We start from the raw sequence: 20,875 nt of genomic DNA, 5'->3' as shown, positions 1-20,875 counted from the left end.
ACCGGGGCATTTCCCCTTCAAACGATTGCCACCTAGGCTCATGGAAACAGGGCCTGACGCATCGACAAAGGGGCTTTCCCAACCACTCGTTGTATATTTAAACAAAATACTGCCATCAAAAAGGCTTGTTTTCTATCTGCCAGTGAATAATCTTGTAATTCCAACAACAAAACCGTTTCAGTGAAGCTCCTTTTTGCCACAAGCTTCACTCGGACTGCCAGAGGTAATGCCATGACCCTTCGTATCGCGATCAATGGATTCGGCCGCATCGGGCGCAATGTCCTGCGCGCACTGTATACCCAAGGCTACCGCCAGGACTTGCAGGTCGTCGCCATCAACGACCTGGGTGACAGCGCGATGAACGCCCATCTGCTCAAATACGACAGCGTGCATGGCACCTTCGACGCCATCGTCGAGGCAGACCATGAGAGCATCACGGTCAACGGCGACCGCATCGCCGTCAGTGCCATCCGCAACCCGGCCGAACTGCCCTGGAAAGCCGAAGCGATCGACGTGGTATTCGAATGCACCGGCCTGTTCACCGAACGGGCCAAGGCGGCTGCCCACCTGGCCGCGGGAGCCGGCAAGGTGATTGTCTCGGCACCGGCCAAGGGCGCCGATGCCACCGTGGTCTATGGCGTCAACCACGACATCCTGCGCGCCTCGCACCAGATCATCTCCAATGCCTCGTGCACCACCAACTGCCTGGCGCCGATCGCCCAGGTGCTGCACCGTGAGTTCGGCATCGAGCAAGGGCTGATGACCACCATCCACGCCTACACCAATGACCAGGTGCTGACCGATGTGTACCACAGCGACCCGTACCGGGCACGCTCGGCCACCCAGTCGATGATTCCGAGCAAGACCGGCGCGGCCGAAGCGGTCGGCCTGGTACTCCCGGAACTGGCCGGCAAGCTCACCGGCATGGCCGTGCGAGTGCCGGTGATCAACGTGTCGCTGGTCGACCTCACCGTCAACCTCAAGCGCGAGGTCAGCAGCGACGAGGTCAACCAACTGTTCCTGGAGGCGAGCCGGCATTCCAAGGTGCTGGGCTACAACGCCCTGCCGCTGGTGTCGTGCGACTTCAACCATAACCCGCTGTCGTCGATCTTCGACGCCAACCACACCCGCGCCAACGGACGCATGCTCAAGGTACTGGCCTGGTACGACAACGAGTGGGGGTTCTCCAACCGCATGCTGGATAACTGCCTGGCTTTGTGCAGCGCGCGCTGATCCCTCGGCCGTGTCGCCGGCAAGCCTGCTCCCAGTGGGAGCAGGCAGGCTTGTCTCGCGAGAGGCCTCTACAGCAACTCATTTAACTGCACTGCCGACAATCTTTACCTTTTACTAACACTTTCGGGCTTGACCCTGCGAGCGGATGATAAGCATTATCATTAACTTTTCATCGGCCAGGTCCCACCGTGAGTCAGTCCCGGTTCAACTCCGTCTTCCTCGTTCAGCGCCTTAGCTTGCTGCGCACCCTGCAGCGCATGGTGGGCAACCCCAGCACCGCCGAGGACTTGCTGCAGGAAACCTACCTGCGGGTTTCCCGTGCTCTGAGCGAGCGTCCCATCGAACACCTGGAACCGTTCGTTTTCCAGACCGCGCGCAACCTGGCACTGGACCACCTGCGTACGCGCCGGATGCAGTCGCGTACCCTGGTCGATGACGTGCCCGAAGAGGTCTTGCACAACGTCGCCGCACCGACCAGCAGCAGCGAAGACGCCGCCTACGCCGAACAGATGCTCAAACGCCTGAGCGTGAGCCTTGGCCAGCTTACCCCTCGCCAGCAACGCATCTTCATTCTCAGCCGCCTGCAGGGCGCCAGCTACCTGGAAATCGCCGAGCAACTGAACGTCTCGGCCAGCACGGTACAGAAGGAACTGAAGCTGATCATGGCCATCTGCATGGGTGTGGCCGACCGCCTCAAGTAAGCCGACCGCCCGCCTGATTGGCACGGCCAGGCCCTTGCCATGCCTGACCCAAGCCTTGATCATTCGTGGAAAATCATTTCAAGGATTACCCGTGACCGACAGCCCCGTCACTCACTCGTCACCTGCCGGGCCTGACGCCCGTGCCCGTGCCATGGACGAGGCGCTGGACTGGCTCATCCGCCTGCAATGCGCTGACCAAGACGATACCCGTGCCTTCGAGGCATGGCTGAGCGCCGCGCCGGAAAACGCCGAGGCCTATGTCGAAGCAGAGGCGCTGTGGAATGGTGCCGCTTTGCGCAAGGCGGCGCTGCAACTGAACCAGGAGCAGCGCCGCTCCTTGCATGGGCGCCTGCGACGTCACTGGAAACCCTTGGCCACCGCTGCCGTCCTGATGGTGGGTCTGTTCGCCTTCGGCAACCTGCCGATACGCCTGCAAGCCGATCATCTGACCGTGGTTGGCGAACGTCAGCGGCTGGCATTGGACGGTGGCGCCAAGGTGCTGCTCAACACCCATTCAGCCTTGGCCAGCGACCAGCGCGACGGCCGGTCGATCGCGCGGCTGCTACAAGGCGAGGCTTACTTCCAGGTACCCGGCGGCGCCCAACTGCCGCTGGAAGTGCAAGCAGGCCCACTACGCGCCCAGGTGCGGGACACCGATTTCGCCGTACGCTACCTCGATGGCGAAGCCCAGGTGCGCGTCCAGCGTGGCGATGTGGACTTGCTGGCTGCCAGCGACCAGCGTATCCGCCTCAATGCTGGCGACAGCATCAGTGTCGGCCCCAAGGGGTTCGGCCAGCGCCAACGTCCAGACATGGACAAGGACCTGGCCTGGGTCGACGGCCGCCTGGTGTTCGAAAACTGCCCACTGAGCCAGGTGCTGGCGGAGGTCCGGCGCTACTACCCCGGTTGGATCATCAACCGCAACAGCCAGCTGGACGATGTAGCCGTCACTGGCAACTACCGCCTCGATCAGCCATTGGAAACCTTGCGTGCCCTGGCTCATATCACGTCGGCCCAGTTGCATGAGTACCCGGCCCTGGTCATTCTCAACTAGAAATCCTGCCCTGGCCCCATCGCCGCAATCCGTCGCCAAGCCGAATCACCGACGGCCAGATTATTTTTACGCGATCGCAGCACCCCGCCCGTCACGTTATAGCCAATGCAACTGATTCTTGTTTAAAAACAAGAACAGACATCACCTATAACAGTTCGCGCGTCAGGGAGCGCTTTCGATGTCCACAGCCCCAGCTCGTCCGTCCACCCTTCCCCGCCGTACCGGGCAATTGTCCCTACTGACCCTGGCCCTGCTTGCCAGCGGCGCCTGCTGCTTGCCGGCGCTGGCCGCCGAGCCGGCCCAAGCCAGTAGCCCGCGCATGGGCGACTACCGCTTCGACATTGCCCAGCAACCGCTGGTGGCGGCGATCAATGCGTTCAGCCAGGTCACCGGGTGGCAGGTCGGGTTCAGCGCGCCGCTGGCCGAGGGGATCGCCTCCCCAGGCGTGCAAGGCTCTCTGCCGCCAGATGCTGCGCTCAAGCAGTTGTTGCATGGCACCGGCCTGGGCTTTCGCAAGATCGGCAACGGCAACGTGGTGCTCGAGCGCCAGTCGGCCGGTAAGGCCATCGCCCTGCAGCAGTTGACCGTCAGCGCCACCCGCAGCGCCCAGGAAGTCAGCCAGGTGCCCAGCACCGTGACCGTGCAGAACCGTGAACAGCTGGACCGCCAAAACGTCAACAACATCCAGGACCTGGTGCGCTACGAGCCAGGTGTTTCGGTGGCTGGCACCGGCCAGCGCAGTGGCCTGAACGGCTACAACATCCGCGGCATCGACGGTGAACGCATCCTCACCCAGGTCGATGGCGTGTCCATTCCCGACAGTTTCTTCTATGGCCCCTACGCTCAGACCCAGCGCAATTATGTAGACCCAGAGATCGTCAAGCGGGTGGAGATTCTGCGTGGCCCAGCCTCAGTGCTGTACGGCAGCAACGCCATCGGTGGCGCGGTAAGCTACTTCACCCTCGACCCGGACGACATCATCAAGCCCGGCAAGGACGCCGGTGTGCGCCTGAAGACCGGCTACAGCTCGGCCGACGACAGCTGGCTGACCTCCGCCACGGTGGCCGGTCGCCAGGGCGATTTCGACGCTCTGCTGCACCTGAGCCAGCGCAATGGCCACGAGACCGAGTCCTACGGCAGCCACGGCGGCACCGGCCTGGACCGCACCGAAGCCAACCCGCAGGATGCGCGTACCACCAACGTGCTGGCCAAACTGGGCTGGGACTATGCCGACGATGCACGCCTGGGTTTCACCTACGAGCGTTACAAGGATGACCGCGACCAGAATATCCTCAGCGCCGTGGGCGGACCGTTCATTCCGGGCTTCGGCGGCATGAACGCCTATCGCATGCGTCAGGGTAACGACACCATCACCCGGGAACGCTTCGGCATCGATCACCAGTTCGGTCTCGACAGCCTGGTCGCCGACCATGTGAAGTGGAGCCTGAACTACCAAATCGCCAAGACCGACCAGCGCACCGACGAACTGTACGCGGCATCGGGCCGTGAAGTTATGCGCGAACGCCAGACCACTTACAAGGACCGCCAGTGGGTGTTCGATGCGCAGCTGGACAAGGCCTTCAGCCTCGGCCAGACCGACCACGTGCTGACATACGGCACCACCGTGAAACACGAAAAGGTCACCGGCTCGCGCAGCGGCACCGGCACCTGCCTCAACATCGGAGGCTCCTGCACCTTCGTCGGCCAGGACAGTTCGCGTGACGGCCAGGTGTTGGTCAGCGATTTCCCGGACCCAACCGTCAACACCTACAGCCTGTTCGCCCAGGATGAGATCCGCTGGAACAACTGGACGTTCATGCCCGGCGCTCGCTATGACTACACCCGCATGGAGCCCAAGTTCACCGCAGCGTACCTGCGCGGCCTGCAAGGCTCCGGCACCTCGGCACCTACCGACAGCGACGACTCGGACAAGAAGTGGCACCGCGTGTCGCCCAAGTTCGGCATCACCTATGCCTTCAATGACAACTACACCTGGTACGGCCAATACGCCGAAGGCTTCCGCACACCGACCGCCAAGTCCATGTATGGCCGCTTCGAAAACCAGACCCTGGGCTACAGCGTCAAGGGCAACCCTGGGCTTGAGCCGGAAAAAAGCAAGAGCTACGAGACCGGCCTGCGCGGCAACTTCGATGCCGGTCACTTCGATGTGGCGGTGTTCTACAACAAGTACCGCGACTTCATCGATGAGGACGCCGTGCAAAGCGCCAACCTGGAGCAGACCTTCCAGGCCAACAACATCAGGCATGCCACCATCAAGGGCGCCGAATTCAAGGGCCGCTTGAACCTGGACCACTTCGGCGCGCCGCAGGGCCTGTACACCCAGACGTCGATCGCCTATGCCTATGGTCGCAACGACGACACCGGCCAACCGCTGAATACCGTCAACCCGCTGACCGGTGTGTTCGGACTGGGTTACGAGCAGCCGAATTTCGGCGGCCTGCTGAGCTGGACGCTGGTCAAGCGCAAGACTCGCGTGGACGACACCGCCTTCTATGCTCCGGACGGTTCGAGCACGAAATTCCGCACACCAGGCTACGGTGTCCTGGACCTGACCGGCTTCTACAAAGTGACCGACGACGTCACCCTCAACGCCGGCTTGTATAACCTCACCGACAAGAAGTACTGGCAGTGGGATTCGGTACGCAGCTACGACGGCCAGGGCGAAGCGGCGGTGACCCAGCCGGCCAACCTCGATCGCCTCACCATGCCGGGGCGTAACTTCGCCATCAATGTGGTCTGGGACATCTGATCACCCGTTTTGGTTACCCTATCGCACGGCACCTGCAAGAACCCGCTTGCCGGCGATAGGGCCATCACTGACAAAAACGTTTACGCTCCAATGCACGCTGCTTCGTTATGTCATTAGAAGCCCAAATTTCCCAAGGATTGCCCATGACCACCGAACGCCCAGCCCTGCGCTCCAAGCGACTGAACCAAGTAACCCAGGCCCCCCACTCCGATCTGGACGCCCTGGTCCAATCCCACGCACCGTTCGATACCCGCGAAAGCTTCGCCCGCTTCGTCGCTGCCCAGTACCTGTTCCAGTCCGAACTGCAGGCGCTGTACAACGATCCGAAACTGATCGCCATCGTCCCGGACCTCGCCGCGCGTTGCCGCGCCGAGCAGGCCAGGCTGGACCTCGCTGACCTCGATACGCCGGTGCCAGCGCCAGCGCCCGGTGCACTGCAAAACCCCAGCCTGGGTGAAGCCATGGGCTGGATCTTCGTCTCCGAAGGCTCCAAACTGGGCGCCGCGTTTCTGATCAAGCGCGCCGTGGCGCTGGGGTTGTCCGACCATTTCGGCGCACGTCACCTGGGTGAGCCGGTCGGCGGTCGCGCCGAAGGCTGGAAGCAATTCACGCGTATACTCGATGGCCTGGAGCTGTCGGCCGAGGAAGATGCTGCTGTCGAACGCGGTGCTGTCGCGGCATTCGAACGCTTCACCGAACTGCTTAAGCACGCCTACGCCGCCGATGCTGCGCTGGCCTGATACGCTCTACCCGGCCACCCTTGCGGTGGCCAACCGTTTTTCGCAGTGAGACCATGACACGACCTGCCCGCTCGAAACTGTCCCGCTTGCTTTACGCCACCCTGGCTTATGTCAGCCTGGGCATCGGCCTGGTCGCGATCGTCATTCCCGGTCTGCCAACCACCGAATTCATTCTCCTGGCCGCCTGGGCCGCCACCCGCAGTTCCCCGCGCCTCTCGGCCTGGCTGGAGAATCATGGGGTGTTCGGGCCGATTCTGCGCAACTGGCGCAATGGCAAGGTGATCCAGCGTCGCGCCAAGATCAGCGCCACCTTCAGCATGCTGGTGTGTGCGGCCTTGATGCTGATTTTTCTCGAACACCGCTGGCCGGTGTTCCTGGCCATTACCGGCATGACGCTCGGCAACCTGTGGATCTGGTCACGCCCCGAGCGAGCAGCAGCGCTCGACACTGAAGCATCACAGGCTCAGCAACCCTGAATACAGGGCATACGCCGCCAACCCCGCCCCCACCAGCACGGCAGTGAAAATCAGCTTTTCCCAGGTGGTGAACAAGACCTCCCCCTGCTCTCGCTTGGCGCGGGCGAACAGGATCACCCCCGGGGCATACAGCAGCGCCGACAGCAGCAAATACTTGAGCCCACCGGCATACAGCAGCCAGATCGCATAGAGCAGCGCCACCATCGCCACCAGCAGGTCCTTGCGCCGCAGTGCGCCCTGGCCGGTATAGGTTTCACCACGCAGCGCCAGCAACACCGCATAAGCCGCCGACCACAGGTACGGCACCAGGATCATGGACGATGCCAGGTAGATCAGGCTGGTATACGTACCGGCCGAGAACAGGGTAATCAGCAGGAAGCCCTGGATCATGCAGTTGGTCAGCCAAAGCGCGTTTGCGGGCACGTGGTTGGCGTTTTCCTTCGCCAGGAATCGCGGCATGGTCTTGTCCCGCGCCGTGGCGTAGAGAATCTCGGCGCACAACAAGGCCCAGGACAACAAGGCCCCAAGCAGCGAGATCGCCAGGCCGATACTGATCAGCAATGCCCCCCACGGCCCGACGATATGCTCGAGAACCGATGCCAGCGACGGGTTCTGTAGGCCGGCGAGTTCTGGTTGGGTCATTACCCCCAGAGACAGCACGTTCACCAACACCAACAGCGCCAGTACGCCGAGAAAGCCGATCACCGTGGCCTTGCCGACATCCGAACGGCGCTGCGCACGACCGGAGTACACGCTGGCGCCTTCGATACCGATGAACACGAACACCGTCACCAGCATCATGTTGCGCACCTGGTTCAGCACGTTGCCGAACTGCGGGTTGCTCAAGCCCCAGATATCGCGGGTAAAGATGTCGGCGCGAAAAGCGAAGGCGGCGATCACGATGAAGATCAGCAACGGCACCACCTTGGCCACCGTGGTCACCTGGTTGATGAATGCCGCTTCCTTGATGCCACGCAGTACCAGGAAGTGCACCGCCCACAGCAACAGCGAGGCGCAACCGATGGCCACCGGCGTGTTGCCCTCGCCGAACACGGGGAAATAGAAGCCCAGGGTGCTGAACAGCAGGACGAAGTAGCCGACGTTGCCCAGCCAGGCACTGATCCAGTAACCCCAGGCCGAGGAGAAACCCATGTACTCGCCAAAGCCCGCCTTGGCGTAGGCGTACACCCCAGAGTCAAGCTCCGGCTTGCGGTTGGCCAGCGTCTGGAACACGAAGGCCAACGCCAGCATGCCCACGGCAGTGATGGCCCAACCGATGAGCACGGCACCGACATCGGCGCGGGCCGCCATGTTCTGCGGCAGCGAGAAGATGCCGCCACCAATCATCGAACCGACCACCAACGCGATCAATGCGCCAAGGCGCAGCTTTTGTCCCGGTTCGCTCATGGGCCTCCTTCTTGTGCGCTGTCATTCATTTGAAACAGCTACACACTCATATAACAAAGCCGGTTTATATGAGCGCAAGCCATTAAAGCTATAGCACTCAGAACTGCGTTGTCTATGCCAAGCCTGCGGAAAAAACCGCCATTGAGAGGTCGCCAGAAAAGAAAGTGATAGCACTCGAAATTATCGTGAAAAATTTGCGAAAGCGGCAAAAGCGGCTAGTTTCAGACTTCGCAGGCTGAACAGAGCGTTTGCTCTAGAAAGACATGGAGGTGCCAGCGCACGAGGCCTGCAGCAGAGCTGTCGGCACGCTCCAGGAGCTACGTGAAGGAATTTTCCCACTTCACGTCGTCATCAGCTGACCCACGTCAGCTAATGATCCAGGCGTCAGATTTACTCTGACGTCAACTTTCTCCTGGTAGGAGTTGTTAAATGTCTGATTCGTCCGGAAAACTAAAACTTGGTGCGTTAGTTGCACTTGTCGTCGGCTCGATGATTGGCGGCGGCATCTTCTCGCTGCCGCAAAACATGGCGGCCAGCGCCGGTGTCGGTGCCGTGTTGATCGGCTGGGCCATCACCGCCGTGGGGATGCTGACCCTGGCCTTCGTGTTCCAGACCCTGGCCAACCGCAAGCCTGACCTGGATGGCGGGGTGTACGCCTACGCCAAGGCGGGCTTTGGCGACTACATGGGCTTCTCCTCGGCCTGGGGTTACTGGATCAGTGCCTGGCTGGGCAACGTCGGCTACTTCGTCCTGCTGTTCAGTACCTTGGGGTACTTCTTCCCGATCTTTGGCGAAGGCAATACGCCTGCCGCCATCGTCGGCGCGTCGGTCCTGCTCTGGGCAGTACACTTCCTGGTACTGCGCGGCATCAAGGAAGCGGCGTTCATCAACCTGGTGACCACGGTGGCCAAGGTCGTGCCGCTGGTGCTGTTCGCCCTGATCTGCCTGTTCGCCTTCAGGCTCGATATCTTCACCGCCGACATCTGGGCCCTGGGCACGCCAGAGCTTGGCAGCGTGATGAATCAGGTGCGCAACATGATGCTGGTCACCGTCTGGGTGTTCATCGGCATCGAAGGCGCAAGCATCTTCTCGTCTCGTGCGGAAAAACGCTCGGACGTCGGCAAGGCCACTGTCATCGGTTTCATCACGGTGCTGCTGTTCCTGGTGTTGGTCAATGTGCTGTCGCTGGGCGTGATGACCCAACCAGAGCTGGCCAAGCTGCAAAACCCATCGATGGCTGCGGTGCTCGAGCATGTAGTCGGCCACTGGGGTGCCGTGCTGATCAGCGTCGGGCTGGTCATCTCCTTGCTCGGTGCCCTGCTGTCGTGGGTACTGCTGTGCGCCGAAATCATGTTCGCCGCCGCCAAAGACCACACCATGCCGGAGTTCCTGCGCCGCGAGAACGCCAAGCAGGTGCCGGCCAATGCCCTGTGGCTGACCAACGCCATGGTGCAGATCTTCCTGGTAATCACGCTGTTCTCGAGCAGTACCTACCTGTCGCTGATCTACCTCGCCACCTCGATGATCCTGGTGCCTTACCTGTGGTCGGCGGCCTATGCCTTCCTGCTGGCCCTGCGTAGCGAAACCTATGAACAGGCCCTGGCCGAACGCAAGAAAGACCTGATCATCGGCGCCATCGCGCTGCTGTATGCCATCTGGCTGCTGTATGCCGGCGGTGTGAAATACCTGCTGCTCTCGGCGCTGCTGTATGCCCCGGGCGTGATCCTGTTCGCCAAGGCCAAGCGTGAAGTTGGCCGACCTGTCTTCACCAACGTGGAAAAGCTGATCTTCGCCGCCGTGGTCATCGGTGCTCTGGTGGCAGCCTATGGCCTGTATGACGGCTTCCTGACGCTTTGATCCACGTCTTCGTTCAATTGGAGGAATGAAACCATGTCCGCTGAAAAACAGAAGTACGGTGTCCACTCCGAAGCCGGCAAACTGCGCAAAGTGATGGTGTGCTCGCCCGGCCTGGCGCACCAGCGTCTGACGCCAAGCAACTGTGACGAGCTGCTGTTCGATGACGTGATCTGGGTCGAACAGGCCAAGCGTGACCATTTCGACTTCGTCACCAAGATGCGCGAGCGCGGTGTGGATGTACTGGAAATGCACAACCTGCTGACCGACATCGTGCAGCAACCAGAGGCCCTCAAGTGGATCCTCGACCGCAAGATCACTCCAGACACTGTCGGTGTGGGGCTGACCAACGAAGTACGCCACTGGCTCGAAGGGCTTGAACCTCGGCGCCTGGCGGAGTACCTGATCGGCGGCGTGGCCGGCCAGGACCTGCCGGATACCGAAGGTGCCGAAGTGGTCAAGATGTACAACGAATACCTGGGCCACTCCAGCTTCATCTTGCCGCCACTGCCCAACACCCAGTTCACCCGCGACACCACTTGCTGGATCTACGGCGGCGTGACGCTGAACCCGATGTACTGGCCGGCGCGACGCCAGGAAACCCTGCTGACCACCGCCATCTACAAATTCCACAAGGCGTTCACCGGTGCCGACTTCCAGGTGTGGTACGGCGATCCGGACAAGGACCATGGCCAGTCTACCCTCGAAGGCGGTGACGTGATGCCGATTGGTAAGGGCATCGTGCTGATCGGCATGGGCGAGCGCACTTCGCGCCAGGCCATCGGCCAGCTGGCACAGAGCCTGTTCGCCAAGGGCGCAGTCAAGGAAGTGATCGTCGCCGGCCTGCCGAAATCCCGCGCCGCCATGCACCTGGACACCGTCTTCAGCTTCTGCGACCGCGACCTGGTCACAGTCTTCCCGGAAGTGGTGAAAGAGATCGTGCCGTTCATCATCCGCCCGGACGAAAGCAAGCCATACGGCATGGACGTGCGTCGCGAGAACAAGTCGTTCATCGAGGTGGTCGGCGAGCACCTGGGCGTCAAGCTGCGTGTGGTCGAGACCGGCGGCAACAGCTTCGCCGCCGAGCGCGAGCAGTGGGATGACGGCAACAACGTGGTGGCGATCGAGCCCGGCGTGGTCATCGGCTACGACCGCAACACCTACACCAACACCCTGCTGCGCAAGGCCGGGATCGAGGTCATCACCATCAGCGCCGGCGAACTGGGCCGTGGCCGCGGCGGTGGCCACTGCATGACCTGCCCGATCGTACGCGACCCCATCGACTACTAACGTCCATCACGCCCGGCCATCCCCACAAGGTGGTGGCCGGAACATCACCGAACTCAAGGAGAAACTGTCATGGCGTTCAATATCCACAACCGCAACCTGCTCAGCCTGGAACACCACACCACCCGCGAGCTGAAGTACCTGCTGGACCTGTCCCGCGACCTCAAGCGCGCCAAGTACACCGGCACCGAGCAGCAGCACTTGAAGGGCAACAATATCGCCCTGATCTTCGAAAAGACCTCGACCCGTACCCGCTGCGCCTTCGAAGTCGCCGCCTACGACCAGGGCGCCAACGTCACCTACATCGACCCCAATTCGTCGCAGATCGGCCACAAGGAAAGCATGAAGGACACCGCCCGCGTGCTTGGGCGCATGTATGACGCCATCGAGTACCGGGGCTTCAAGCAGGAGATCGTCGAAGAACTGGCCAAGTTCGCGGGCGTTCCGGTCTTCAACGGCCTGACCGACGAATACCACCCGACCCAGATGATCGCCGACGTGCTGACCATGCGCGAGCACAGCGACAAACCGCTGCACGACATCAGCTACGCCTACCTGGGCGATGCCCGCAACAACATGGGCAACTCGCTGCTGTTGATCGGTGCCAAGCTCGGCATGGACGTACGCATCGCTGCGCCCAAGGCCCTGTGGCCCCACGACGACTTGGTCGAACGCTGCCACAAGTACGCCGAAGAAAGCGGTGCTCGCATCACCCTCACAGAAGACCCGAAAGCCGCGGTCAAGGGCGTGGACTTCGTGCACACCGACGTCTGGGTGTCGATGGGTGAACCTGTCGAAGCCTGGGGCGAGCGTATCAAGCAGTTGCTGCCCTACCAGGTGAACAAGGAACTGATGAAGTCCACCGGCAACCCACGGACCAAGTTCATGCACTGCTTGCCGGCGTTCCACAACTCCGAGACCAAGGTTGGCAAGCAGATCGCCGAACAGTACCCACACCTGGCCAACGGTATCGAAGTGACCGAGGACGTGTTCGAGTCGCCAGCATGCATCGCCTTCGAACAGGCAGAAAACCGCATGCACACCATCAAGGCGATTCTGGTGTCGACCCTGGCTGATCTCTAACCGCAATCCCTGTGGGCGCTGGTTCACCCGCGAAAGCGTCAGTCCCGGATTCGCCACGGATGCTGCTCACGCATTCACGGGTAAACCGGTGCCCACAGGGGGCGGTGTCCAGCCCCTGAGCTTCACTCACCTCTTTACATGAAAGGACATTCCCCATGCGTATCGTTGTTGCATTGGGCGGCAACGCCCTGCTACGCCGCGGCGAGCCCATGACCGCTGACAACCAGCGCGCCAATATCCGTACCGCCACCGAACAGATCGCCAAGATTCACCCCGGCAACGAATTGGTCATTGCCCATGGCAACGGCCCGCAAGTCGGCCTGCTGTCACTCCAGGGGCTGGCCTACAAACCCGATGAAGCCTACCCACTGGATGTGCTGGGCGCCGAAACCGAAGGCATGATCGGCTACATGATCGAACAGGAACTGGGCAACCTGCTGGCCTTCGAAGTGCCTTTCGCCACCCTGCTCACCCAGGTGGAAGTCGACGCCAACGACCCGGCCTTCAAGGACCCGACCAAGTTCATCGGCCCGGTCTACAGCAAGGAAGAAGCCGAACGCCTGGCCAAGGAAAAGGGCTGGGTGGTAAAGGCCGACGGCGACAAGTACCGCCGTGTGGTGGCCAGCCCGAAACCCAAGCGCATTTTCGAGATTCGTCCGATCAAGTGGCTGCTGGAAAAGAACAGCATCGTGATCTGCGCCGGCGGTGGCGGCATCCCCACCATGTACGATGAAAATCGCAAGCTCAAAGGCATCGAAGCTGTCATCGACAAGGACCTGTGCTCGTCGCTGCTGGCCGAACAGTTGGATGCCGACCTTCTGATAATCGCCACGGATGTGGATGCGGCGTACATTGACTGGGGCAAGCCGACGCAGAAAGCCATTGCCCAGGCGCATCCCGACGAACTCGAACGCCTGGGCTTCGCTGCCGGCTCGATGGGACCGAAAGTCCAGGCCGCCTGTGATTTCGCCCGTCATACCGGCAAAGTGGCAGTGATCAGCTCGCTGGAGAACATCGAAGACATCGTCAAAGGCACCGCCGGCACGCGGGTGAGCACCGCTACGCCGGGAATCAGCTACCGTTGATGGCAGTCGGCGGGTGCTACGGTGCCCGCCGTTATCAACCTTCCAGAGGATTTCGCCATGGCTCAGTTCAAGCCAGGTCATGTACATATCGAGCGCGACGCGCTGAACAAGAATGACCACAGCTACGACCTCAACATCGAGTACGAAGCATCGCAGGACCCACGGGAAGGCCGGGGCATCCAGTTCCGCATGCATGGCAGCATCGAGGGCAAGGATGTCGATGAAAAGTTCTTCCTGGCCAAAGACCAGGTGCTGCCCAGCTTTCTCATGGTACTGAGCCGTAAAGCGCAGGCACACCTTCCCCCACCGAAGAAATTCGAGACGCTCTCTTCGCCCCACAAGATCTACGACGCGATGTTCGAAGACATTCGCATCAAGCTGGACGTGAAATCGGGCGACCCGATCAAGCCAGAACACCTGGAATGACCGCAAGCCGCGCAGGAGCCCGCTTACCGGCGACGCCGCCGGTACAGCCAATGCACGACAGCCAATCCCACAGGTGCTCCGCCGCTTCAGATAATGCGGAATACCTGTGGCAGCTGGCCCGTCGTGGCGATTGGGCTTAATCCCCCTCCCAAGGCATACTACCGCCCTCCACGGCCACAAGCTCTGCCCCCCATGCGCATCCACGTCAGCTTCATCGACCGCGTCGGCATCACCCAGGAAGTCCTGGCCCTGCTCGGTGCCCGCAACCTCAATCTGGACGCCGTGGAGATGGTCCCGCCGAACGTCTACATCGACGCGCCGACCCTCAGCCCTGCTGTACTGGAAGAGCTGCACGACGCGCTGTTCGAAGTCCGTGGCGTGCAGTCGGTGGAGGTCGTCGACATCCTCCCCGGCCAACGCCGCCACCTGCAACTCGATGCCCTGCTGGCGGCAATGAGCGACCCGGTGCTGGCTGTCGACAGCGCCGGCAAGGTGTTGCTGGCCAACCCCGCCCTGATCGCCCTGTGCGGGCGCGAATCGGCTGGCCGCTCAGTGGGGGAGCTGTTCGGGGATCCGGGGCTGCTTCAGGCCCTGCTGGACAATAACTTCCACTTGCCGATGCGCGAAATGCAGCTCAACGGCCAGAGCCTGCTGCTGGACGCCACGCCGATCACCAATGCCGGCGGCCTGTTGACCCTGTACCCACCCACCCGCATGGGTGAGCGGCTTTCGGCCCTGCACCACGACCATGCCGAAGGCTTCGACGCTCTGCTCGGCGAGTCCCCGGTGATCCGCACCCTCAAGGCCCGAGCCTTGCGCGTGGCAACCCTGGACGCACCGTTGCTGATCCACGGTGAGACCGGTACCGGCAAGGAACTGGTGGCCCGCGCCTGTCACGCGATCAGCAGTCGCCATGCGGCGCCCTTCCTGGCCCTGAACTGCGCTGCGCTACCCGAGAGCCTGGCCGAAAGCGAACTGTTCGGTTACGCCCCGGGCGCCTTCACCGGGGCCCAGCGCGGCGGCAAACCGGGGCTGATGGAACTGGCCAACCAAGGCACGGTGTTCCTCGATGAAATTGGCGAGATGTCACCCTACCTACAGGCCAAGCTGCTACGGTTTCTCAGCGATGGCAGCTTCCGCCGGGTCGGCGGTGACCGCGAGGTGAAGGTCGATGTACGCATCATCAGCGCTACTCACCGCGACCTGGAACGCATGGTGGCCGAAGGCAGCTTCCGCGAAGACTTGTTCTACCGGCTGAACGTGCTGAACCTGCAGGTGCCTCCCCTGCGCGAACGTGGCCAGGACATCCTGATGCTCGCCCACTTCTTCATGCAGCAGGCCTGCACCCAGATCCAGCGCCCGCCATGCCGCCTGGCGCCCGCCACCCATTCGGCGCTGCTGGCCAACCCTTGGCCAGGCAACGTGCGCCAACTACAGAACGTGATCTTTCGCGCCGCCGCCATTTGCGAGGGTAACCTGGTAGACATTGGCGATCTGGACATCGCCGGTACCTCGGTGGCGCGGGGGCAGGATGGCGACGTGGCCAGCCTTGAGCAGGCGGTGGGAGATTTCGAGCGCGAACTGTTGCAGCGCTTGTACGCAAGCTACCCCTCCACCCGGCAACTGGCAGGACGACTACAAACCTCGCATACCGCAATTGCCCAGCGCTTGCGCAAGTACGGCATACCCAGCAAAGCCTGAACCTGGCCTGGGCGTTGCGACTGTTCCGTATCGAAATCAATACACCGTATCGAAACCAATACACCCTCCTGCAAATGCCACTACGCAAGGGTTTGATCCGCCAACCCTTTTGCTACCCACGCCTTCTGTAGCGTTTTCATTCCACCGAAATGTCAGAAACATTTCTGTAATCGCGCAAGTCTTTGATTTAAATGAATTTTTAAATACTGGCCGCATATTTGCTAAGGGAATTCCAACCCCAAGAGCGCGGAGCCACCGCGCCCAACGCCCTGCTTCCCGAGGAATTCCCATGAGCGAGTTGCGTTTCACCGAAGATCACGAATGGCTGCGCGTCGAAGCCGATGGCAGCGTCACCGTGGGCATCACTGCCTACGCTCAGAACGCCCTTGGCGATGTGGTCTACGTGCAACTGCCGGAGCTGCAGTCGTACGACAAAGGCGCCGAAGCGTCCACCGTCGAATCGGTCAAGGCTGCCAGCGGCGTGTACATGCCCCTGAGCGGTGAAGTGGTCGCCGTCAACGAAGGCCTCAACGACAGCCCCGAGCGGGTCAACGAAGATCCGCTGGGCGAGGGCTGGTTCTTCCGCTTCGTCCCCGCCGACATGAGCGAAGTGGCTGCCCTGCTCGACCAGGACGCCTACGACCGTCTGATCAAAGCCAACGACGACGCCTGAGGAACCGACCATGACCATCAACCTCGGCACCGCCAACGAATTCATCGCCCGTCACATCGGCCCCCGCGCCGCCGACGAGCAAGCCATGCTCGCCAGCCTGGGCTTCGACTCGCTGGAAGCGATGACCGCCGCCGTCATCCCCGACAGCATCAAGGGCACCAGCGTGCTGGGCAGCGAAGACGGCCAGAGTGAAGCCGACGCCCTCGCCGCACTGAAAGCCATCGCCGGCAAGAACCAGCTGTTCAAGAGCTATATCGGCCAGGGTTACTACAACACCCACACGCCGGCACCGATCCTGCGCAACCTGCTGGAGAACCCGGCCTGGTACACCGCCTACACCCCTTACCAGCCAGAAATCTCCCAGGGCCGCCTGGAAGCGCTGCTGAACTTCCAGACCCTGATCAGCGACCTCACCGGCCTGCCGATCGCCAACGCCTCCCTGCTCGACGAAGCCACCGCCGCTGCCGAGGCCATGACCTTCTGCAAACGCCTGTCGAAGAACAAGGCCAGCCATGCCTTCTTCGCCTCCCGCCATTGCCACCCGCAAACCCTGGACGTGCTGCGCACCCGTGCCGAGCCACTGGGCATCGAGATCGTGGTTGGCGACGAACGTGAACTGACCGATGTCAGTGCCTTCTTCGGCGCCCTACTGCAGTACCCGGCCAGCAACGGTGAAGTGTTCGACTACCGGGAACTGGTCCAGCGCTTGCACGCCGCCAACGCGCTGGTTGCCGTTGCTGCCGACCTGCTGGCCCTGACCCTGCTGACCCCGCCTGGCGAGTTCGACGCCGACGTCGCCATCGGCAGCGCCCAGCGCTTCGGTGTGCCGCTGGGCTTCGGTGGCCCGCACGCGGCCTACTTCGCCACCCGTGACGCGTTCAAGCGTGACATGCCGGGCCGCCTGGTGGGCGTATCGATCGACCGCTTCGGCAAGACTGCCCTGCGCCTGGCCATGCAAACCCGCGAGCAGCACATCCGCCGCGAGAAGGCCACCAGCAACATCTGCACCGCTCAGGTACTGCTGGCCAACATCGCCAGCATGTACGCCGTTTACCACGGTCCGGAAGGCCTCAAGCGCATCGCCGAGCGCACCCATGCGCTGACCGCGATCCTGGCTGCCGGCCTGAAGAGCCTGGGCATCGAGGTGCTGGGCGAGACCGCCTTCGACACCCTGACCCTGGCCACCGGTGCTGCCACTGCCAACCTGCATGAAAAAGCCCGCGCCCAGCGCATCAACCTGCGCCAGATCGACGCCGGCCACCTGGGCCTGTCCCTTGACGAAACCAGCACCCAGGCTGACGTCGAAGCCCTCTGGCAACTGCTGGCTGGCGACAAGGTCCAGCCTGACTTCGCCGCCCTCGCCGCCAGCACCGGCTCGCGCCTGCCGGCTGCGCTGCAGCGTCAATCGGCGATTCTTCAGCACCCGGTGTTCAATCGCTACCACAGCGAAACCGAATTGATGCGCTACCTGCGTCGCCTGGCCGACAAAGACCTGGCGCTGGACCGCAGCATGATCCCGCTGGGCTCGTGCACCATGAAGCTCAATGCCGCCAGTGAAATGATCCCGGTCACCTGGGCCGAGTTCGGCAACCTGCACCCGTTCGCCCCCGCCGAGCAAAGCCAGGGCTACCTGCAGATGACCACCGAGCTGGAAGCCATGCTGTGCGCCGCCACTGGCTACGACGCCGTGTCGCTGCAACCTAACGCCGGTTCCCAGGGCGAGTACGCAGGCCTGCTGGCCATCCGCGCCTATCACCGCAGCCGTGGCGAAGGCCACCGCGACATCTGCCTGATCCCTTCGTCGGCCCACGGTACCAACCCTGCGACCGCCCACATGGCCGGCATGCGCGTGGTGGTCACCGCCTGCGATGCCCGCGGTAACGTCGATGTCGAAGACCTTCGCGCCAAGGCCATCGAACACCGCGAGCGCCTCGCCGCGATCATGATCACCTACCCGTCGACCCACGGCGTGTTCGAGGAAGCGATTGGCGAAATCTGCGCGATCATCCATGACAACGGCGGCCAGGTGTACATCGACGGTGCCAACATGAACGCCATGGTCGGCCTGTGCGCCCCAGGTAAGTTCGGCGGCGACGTTTCGCACCTGAACCTGCACAAGACCTTCTGCATTCCCCACGGCGGTGGCGGCCCGGGTGTCGGCCCGATCGGCGTCAAGTCGCACCTGGCACCGTTCCTGCCAGGCCATGCCGCGCTCGAGAACACCGAAGGGGCGGTATGCGCCGCGCCGTTCGGCAGCGCCAGCATCCTGCCGATCACCTGGATGTACATCCGCATGATGGGCGGTGCCGGTCTCAAGCGTGCTTCGCAGATGGCCATTCTCAATGCCAACTACATCGCCCGCCGCCTGGAAGAGCACTATCCTGTTCTGTACACCGGCGGCAATGGCCTGGTCGCCCACGAGTGCATCCTCGACTTGCGCCCGCTCAAGGACACCAGTGGCATCAGTGTCGACGACGTGGCCAAGCGCCTGATCGACTTCGGCTTCCACGCGCCGACCATGTCCTTCCCGGTGGCTGGCACGCTGATGATCGAACCGACCGAAAGTGAATCCAAGGAAGAACTGGATCGCTTCTGTGATGCGATGATCCAGATCCGCGAGGAAATCCGCGCGGTGGAAAACGGCAGCCTGGACAAGGACGACAACCCGCTGAAGAACGCCCCGCACACGGCAGCTGAGCTGGTGGGCGAGTGGGCTCACGGCTATAGCCGCGAGCAAGCGGTCTACCCGCTGCCGAGCCTGGTGGAGGCCAAGTACTGGCCGCCCGTAGGCCGGGTCGACAACGTGTTCGGCGACCGTAACCTGGTCTGCGCGTGCCCGTCGATCGAGAGCTACCAGGACGCCTGAGGCGGCCTGTGGCACTCAGGGGTCGCGTCGCGGCCCCATCGCGACACAAGGCCGCTCCGACAAAGAGCGGGGAGCGGCCTTGTGTCGCGGTCGGGCGGCACACCAGTCGCACAATCTTCAGGAGGAACCACCATGTCATTGAGCGTCTTCGACCTGTTCAAGATCGGCATAGGCCCCTCCAGCTCCCACACGGTCGGCCCGATGCGCGCCGCCGCGCGCTTTGCCGAAGGGCTGCGCCGCGACGACCTGTTGAGCCACACTGTCAGCGTCAAGGCCGAGTTGTATGGCTCGCTAGGCGCCACCGGCAAGGGCCACGGCAGTGACAAAGCGGTATTGCTCGGCCTTGAAGGCGAGCACCCCGATACCGTCGATACCGAATCCATCCCCGCCCGCCTGCAAGCGATCCGCGACAGCGGTCAACTGCGCCTGCTGGGCGAGCACGACATCGCGTTCATCGAAAAACAGCACCTTGCGATGATCCGTAAACCGTTGGCATATCACCCCAACGGCATGATCTTCCGCGCCTTCGATGCAGCCGGATTGCAAATCCGCAGCAGGGAGTACTACTCGGTGGGCGGCGGTTTCGTCGTCGATGAGGACGCGGCAGGCCACGACCGCATCGTCGAGGACCGCACGGTCCTCACCTACCCTTTCAAGACCGCCAAGGCGCTGCTCGGTCATTGCGTCGCACAGCAGATGCCGGTGAGCCAGGTCATGCTCGCCAACGAGTCCGCCTGGCGCCCGGAAGCCGAGACCCGTGCGGGGCTGCTGCGCATCTGGCAAGTGATGCAGGACTGCGTCGCGGCCGGCTGCCGCCATGAGGGCATCCTGCCCGGCGGGCTGAAGGTCAAGCGCCGGGCCCCGGCGCTGTACCGTCAACTGAGCAGCAACCCGGAAGCCAGCCTGCGCGATGCGCTGTCGGTGCTCGACTGGGTCAACCTCTATGCCCTGGCGGTGAACGAAGAAAACGCCTACGGCGGGCGAGTGGTCACTGCGCCGACCAACGGCGCAGCAGGCATCGTCCCAGCGGTGCTGCATTACTACATGCGCTTCATCCCCGGTGCCAGCGAGGACGGCGTGGTGCGCTTCCTGCTCACCGCCGCTGCCATCGGCATCCTCTACAAGGAGAACGCCTCGATCTCGGGCGCCGAGGTTGGCTGCCAGGGCGAGGTCGGGGTCGCCTGCTCGATGGCGGCCGGTGCCTTGTGCGAGGTGATGGGCGGCACCCCGCAGCAAGTGGAGAACGCCGCCGAGATTGGCATGGAACACAACCTGGGTCTGACCTGCGATCCCATTGGCGGTCTGGTCCAGGTGCCTTGCATCGAACGCAACGCCATGGGCTCGGTGAAGGCCATCAACGCGGTGCGCATGGCTTTACGCGGAGACGGGCAGCACTACGTGTCACTCGACAAGGTCATCCGCACCATGCGCCAGACCGGCGCCGACATGAAAAGCAAGTACAAGGAGACCGCCCGAGGCGGTCTGGCCGTCAACATCATCGAATGTTGACCCGACAAAC

17 protein-coding genes are annotated in these 20,875 nt (G+C 62.4%); 15 read left to right on the top strand and 2 right to left on the bottom strand.

Features of this window, described 5'->3' with window-relative positions; genetic code table 11:
* Positions 1 to 38: 38 nt before the first annotated feature.
* Positions 39 to 233 (bottom strand): hypothetical protein, encoded by a 195-nt coding sequence (locus C4Q26_RS27900; protein WP_148299931.1) that lies wholly within the window; start codon positions 231 to 233, stop codon positions 39 to 41.
* Here C4Q26_RS27900 and gap point away from each other — a divergent pair.
* From gap to C4Q26_RS17365, 6 genes are all read left to right on the top strand, one after another.
* A complete protein-coding gene (gene gap / locus C4Q26_RS17390) occupies positions 232 to 1,233 on the top strand; it encodes a type I glyceraldehyde-3-phosphate dehydrogenase (protein WP_023382100.1) in 1,002 nt (333 codons plus the stop codon). The two genes, C4Q26_RS27900 and gap, sit on opposite strands and share 2 nt — an antisense overlap.
* Positions 1,234 to 1,421: 188 nt before the next feature.
* Positions 1,422 to 1,934 (top strand): RNA polymerase sigma factor, encoded by a 513-nt coding sequence (locus C4Q26_RS17385; RefSeq protein ID WP_104883350.1) that lies wholly within the window; start codon positions 1,422 to 1,424, stop codon positions 1,932 to 1,934.
* A gap of 91 nt (positions 1,935 to 2,025) precedes the next feature.
* Complete coding sequence (locus tag C4Q26_RS17380; RefSeq protein WP_104883349.1) at positions 2,026 to 2,988, top strand: FecR domain-containing protein; 963 nt, start codon at positions 2,026 to 2,028, stop codon at positions 2,986 to 2,988.
* 178 nt (positions 2,989 to 3,166) lie between these two features.
* A complete protein-coding gene (locus tag C4Q26_RS17375; RefSeq protein WP_104883348.1) occupies positions 3,167 to 5,758 on the top strand; it encodes a TonB-dependent receptor in 2,592 nt (863 codons plus the stop codon).
* Positions 5,759 to 5,901: 143 nt separating this feature from the next.
* Positions 5,902 to 6,498, top strand: coding sequence for a biliverdin-producing heme oxygenase (locus tag C4Q26_RS17370; protein ID WP_104881320.1), 597 nt, complete (start codon positions 5,902 to 5,904; stop codon positions 6,496 to 6,498).
* 53 nt (positions 6,499 to 6,551) lie between these two features.
* Complete coding sequence (locus C4Q26_RS17365) at positions 6,552 to 6,974, top strand: YbaN family protein (RefSeq protein WP_023382105.1); 423 nt, start codon at positions 6,552 to 6,554, stop codon at positions 6,972 to 6,974.
* Here C4Q26_RS17365 and arcD (C4Q26_RS17360) read toward each other — a convergent pair.
* On the bottom strand, positions 6,954 to 8,381 hold the full coding sequence (gene arcD, locus C4Q26_RS17360) for an arginine-ornithine antiporter (protein ID WP_104881319.1): 1,428 nt from the start codon (positions 8,379 to 8,381) through the stop codon (positions 6,954 to 6,956). The genes C4Q26_RS17365 and arcD (C4Q26_RS17360) overlap by 21 nt on opposite strands.
* A 429-nt stretch (positions 8,382 to 8,810) precedes the next feature.
* On the opposite strand from arcD (C4Q26_RS17360), the gene arcD (C4Q26_RS17355) reads away from it, so the two are divergent.
* The 9 genes from arcD (C4Q26_RS17355) (at position 8,811) to C4Q26_RS17315 (ending at position 20,865) form a co-directional block, all read left to right on the top strand.
* Positions 8,811 to 10,238, top strand: coding sequence for an arginine-ornithine antiporter (gene arcD, locus C4Q26_RS17355; protein ID WP_023382107.1), 1,428 nt, complete (start codon positions 8,811 to 8,813; stop codon positions 10,236 to 10,238).
* A 33-nt stretch (positions 10,239 to 10,271) separates the two neighbouring features.
* Positions 10,272 to 11,525, top strand: coding sequence for an arginine deiminase (gene arcA, locus C4Q26_RS17350; protein WP_023382108.1), 1,254 nt, complete (start codon positions 10,272 to 10,274; stop codon positions 11,523 to 11,525).
* Positions 11,526 to 11,594: 69 nt separating this feature from the next.
* Complete coding sequence (locus C4Q26_RS17345; protein ID WP_023382109.1) at positions 11,595 to 12,605, top strand: ornithine carbamoyltransferase; 1,011 nt, start codon at positions 11,595 to 11,597, stop codon at positions 12,603 to 12,605.
* Between the two features lie 155 nt (positions 12,606 to 12,760).
* Positions 12,761 to 13,690, top strand: a complete 930-nt coding sequence (arcC, locus tag C4Q26_RS17340) for a carbamate kinase (protein WP_023382110.1) — start codon at positions 12,761 to 12,763, stop codon at positions 13,688 to 13,690.
* Positions 13,691 to 13,747: 57 nt separating this feature from the next.
* The gene (locus tag C4Q26_RS17335; protein WP_023382111.1) at positions 13,748 to 14,116 is read left to right on the top strand and encodes a DUF5064 family protein; all 369 of its coding nucleotides are present in this window, start codon (positions 13,748 to 13,750) and stop codon (positions 14,114 to 14,116) included.
* Between the two features lie 192 nt (positions 14,117 to 14,308).
* Complete coding sequence (locus tag C4Q26_RS17330; protein ID WP_023382112.1) at positions 14,309 to 15,817, top strand: sigma-54-dependent transcriptional regulator; 1,509 nt, start codon at positions 14,309 to 14,311, stop codon at positions 15,815 to 15,817.
* Between the two features lie 289 nt (positions 15,818 to 16,106).
* Complete coding sequence (gene gcvH, locus C4Q26_RS17325; RefSeq protein ID WP_023382113.1) at positions 16,107 to 16,490, top strand: glycine cleavage system protein GcvH; 384 nt, start codon at positions 16,107 to 16,109, stop codon at positions 16,488 to 16,490.
* Between the two features lie 10 nt (positions 16,491 to 16,500).
* Positions 16,501 to 19,356, top strand: a complete 2,856-nt coding sequence (gene gcvP, locus C4Q26_RS17320) for an aminomethyl-transferring glycine dehydrogenase (protein ID WP_027906578.1) — start codon at positions 16,501 to 16,503, stop codon at positions 19,354 to 19,356.
* Positions 19,357 to 19,488: 132 nt separating this feature from the next.
* Entirely contained in the window at positions 19,489 to 20,865 is a 1,377-nt protein-coding gene (locus tag C4Q26_RS17315; RefSeq protein ID WP_023382115.1) for an L-serine ammonia-lyase, read from the top strand.
* Positions 20,866 to 20,875 lie beyond the last annotated feature (10 nt).

The sequence above is a fragment of the Pseudomonas sp. SWI44 genome (assembly GCF_002947915.1).
Classification (GTDB): domain Bacteria; phylum Pseudomonadota; class Gammaproteobacteria; order Pseudomonadales; family Pseudomonadaceae; genus Aquipseudomonas; species Aquipseudomonas taiwanensis.
This window is presented reverse-complemented; position numbering and strand designations above follow the sequence as displayed.

Coding starts and splice junctions, on each gene's coding strand:
- arcA (WP_023382108.1), top strand. CDS start 10,272: ATGTCCGCTGAAAAACAGAAGTACGGTGTCCACTCCGAAGCCGGCAAA.
- C4Q26_RS17370 (WP_104881320.1), top strand. CDS start 5,902: ATGACCACCGAACGCCCAGCCCTGCGCTCCAAGCGACTGAACCAAGTA.
- C4Q26_RS17365 (WP_023382105.1), top strand. CDS start 6,552: ATGACACGACCTGCCCGCTCGAAACTGTCCCGCTTGCTTTACGCCACC.
- C4Q26_RS17345 (WP_023382109.1), top strand. CDS start 11,595: ATGGCGTTCAATATCCACAACCGCAACCTGCTCAGCCTGGAACACCAC.
- arcD (WP_104881319.1), bottom strand. CDS start 8,381: ATGAGCGAACCGGGACAAAAGCTGCGCCTTGGCGCATTGATCGCGTTG.
- C4Q26_RS17375 (WP_104883348.1), top strand. CDS start 3,167: ATGTCCACAGCCCCAGCTCGTCCGTCCACCCTTCCCCGCCGTACCGGG.
- arcD (WP_023382107.1), top strand. CDS start 8,811: ATGTCTGATTCGTCCGGAAAACTAAAACTTGGTGCGTTAGTTGCACTT.
- C4Q26_RS27900 (WP_148299931.1), bottom strand. CDS start 233: ATGGCATTACCTCTGGCAGTCCGAGTGAAGCTTGTGGCAAAAAGGAGC.
- C4Q26_RS17315 (WP_023382115.1), top strand. CDS start 19,489: ATGTCATTGAGCGTCTTCGACCTGTTCAAGATCGGCATAGGCCCCTCC.
- gap (WP_023382100.1), top strand. CDS start 232: ATGACCCTTCGTATCGCGATCAATGGATTCGGCCGCATCGGGCGCAAT.
- gcvP (WP_027906578.1), top strand. CDS start 16,501: ATGACCATCAACCTCGGCACCGCCAACGAATTCATCGCCCGTCACATC.
- gcvH (WP_023382113.1), top strand. CDS start 16,107: ATGAGCGAGTTGCGTTTCACCGAAGATCACGAATGGCTGCGCGTCGAA.
- C4Q26_RS17330 (WP_023382112.1), top strand. CDS start 14,309: ATGCGCATCCACGTCAGCTTCATCGACCGCGTCGGCATCACCCAGGAA.
- arcC (WP_023382110.1), top strand. CDS start 12,761: ATGCGTATCGTTGTTGCATTGGGCGGCAACGCCCTGCTACGCCGCGGC.
- C4Q26_RS17335 (WP_023382111.1), top strand. CDS start 13,748: ATGGCTCAGTTCAAGCCAGGTCATGTACATATCGAGCGCGACGCGCTG.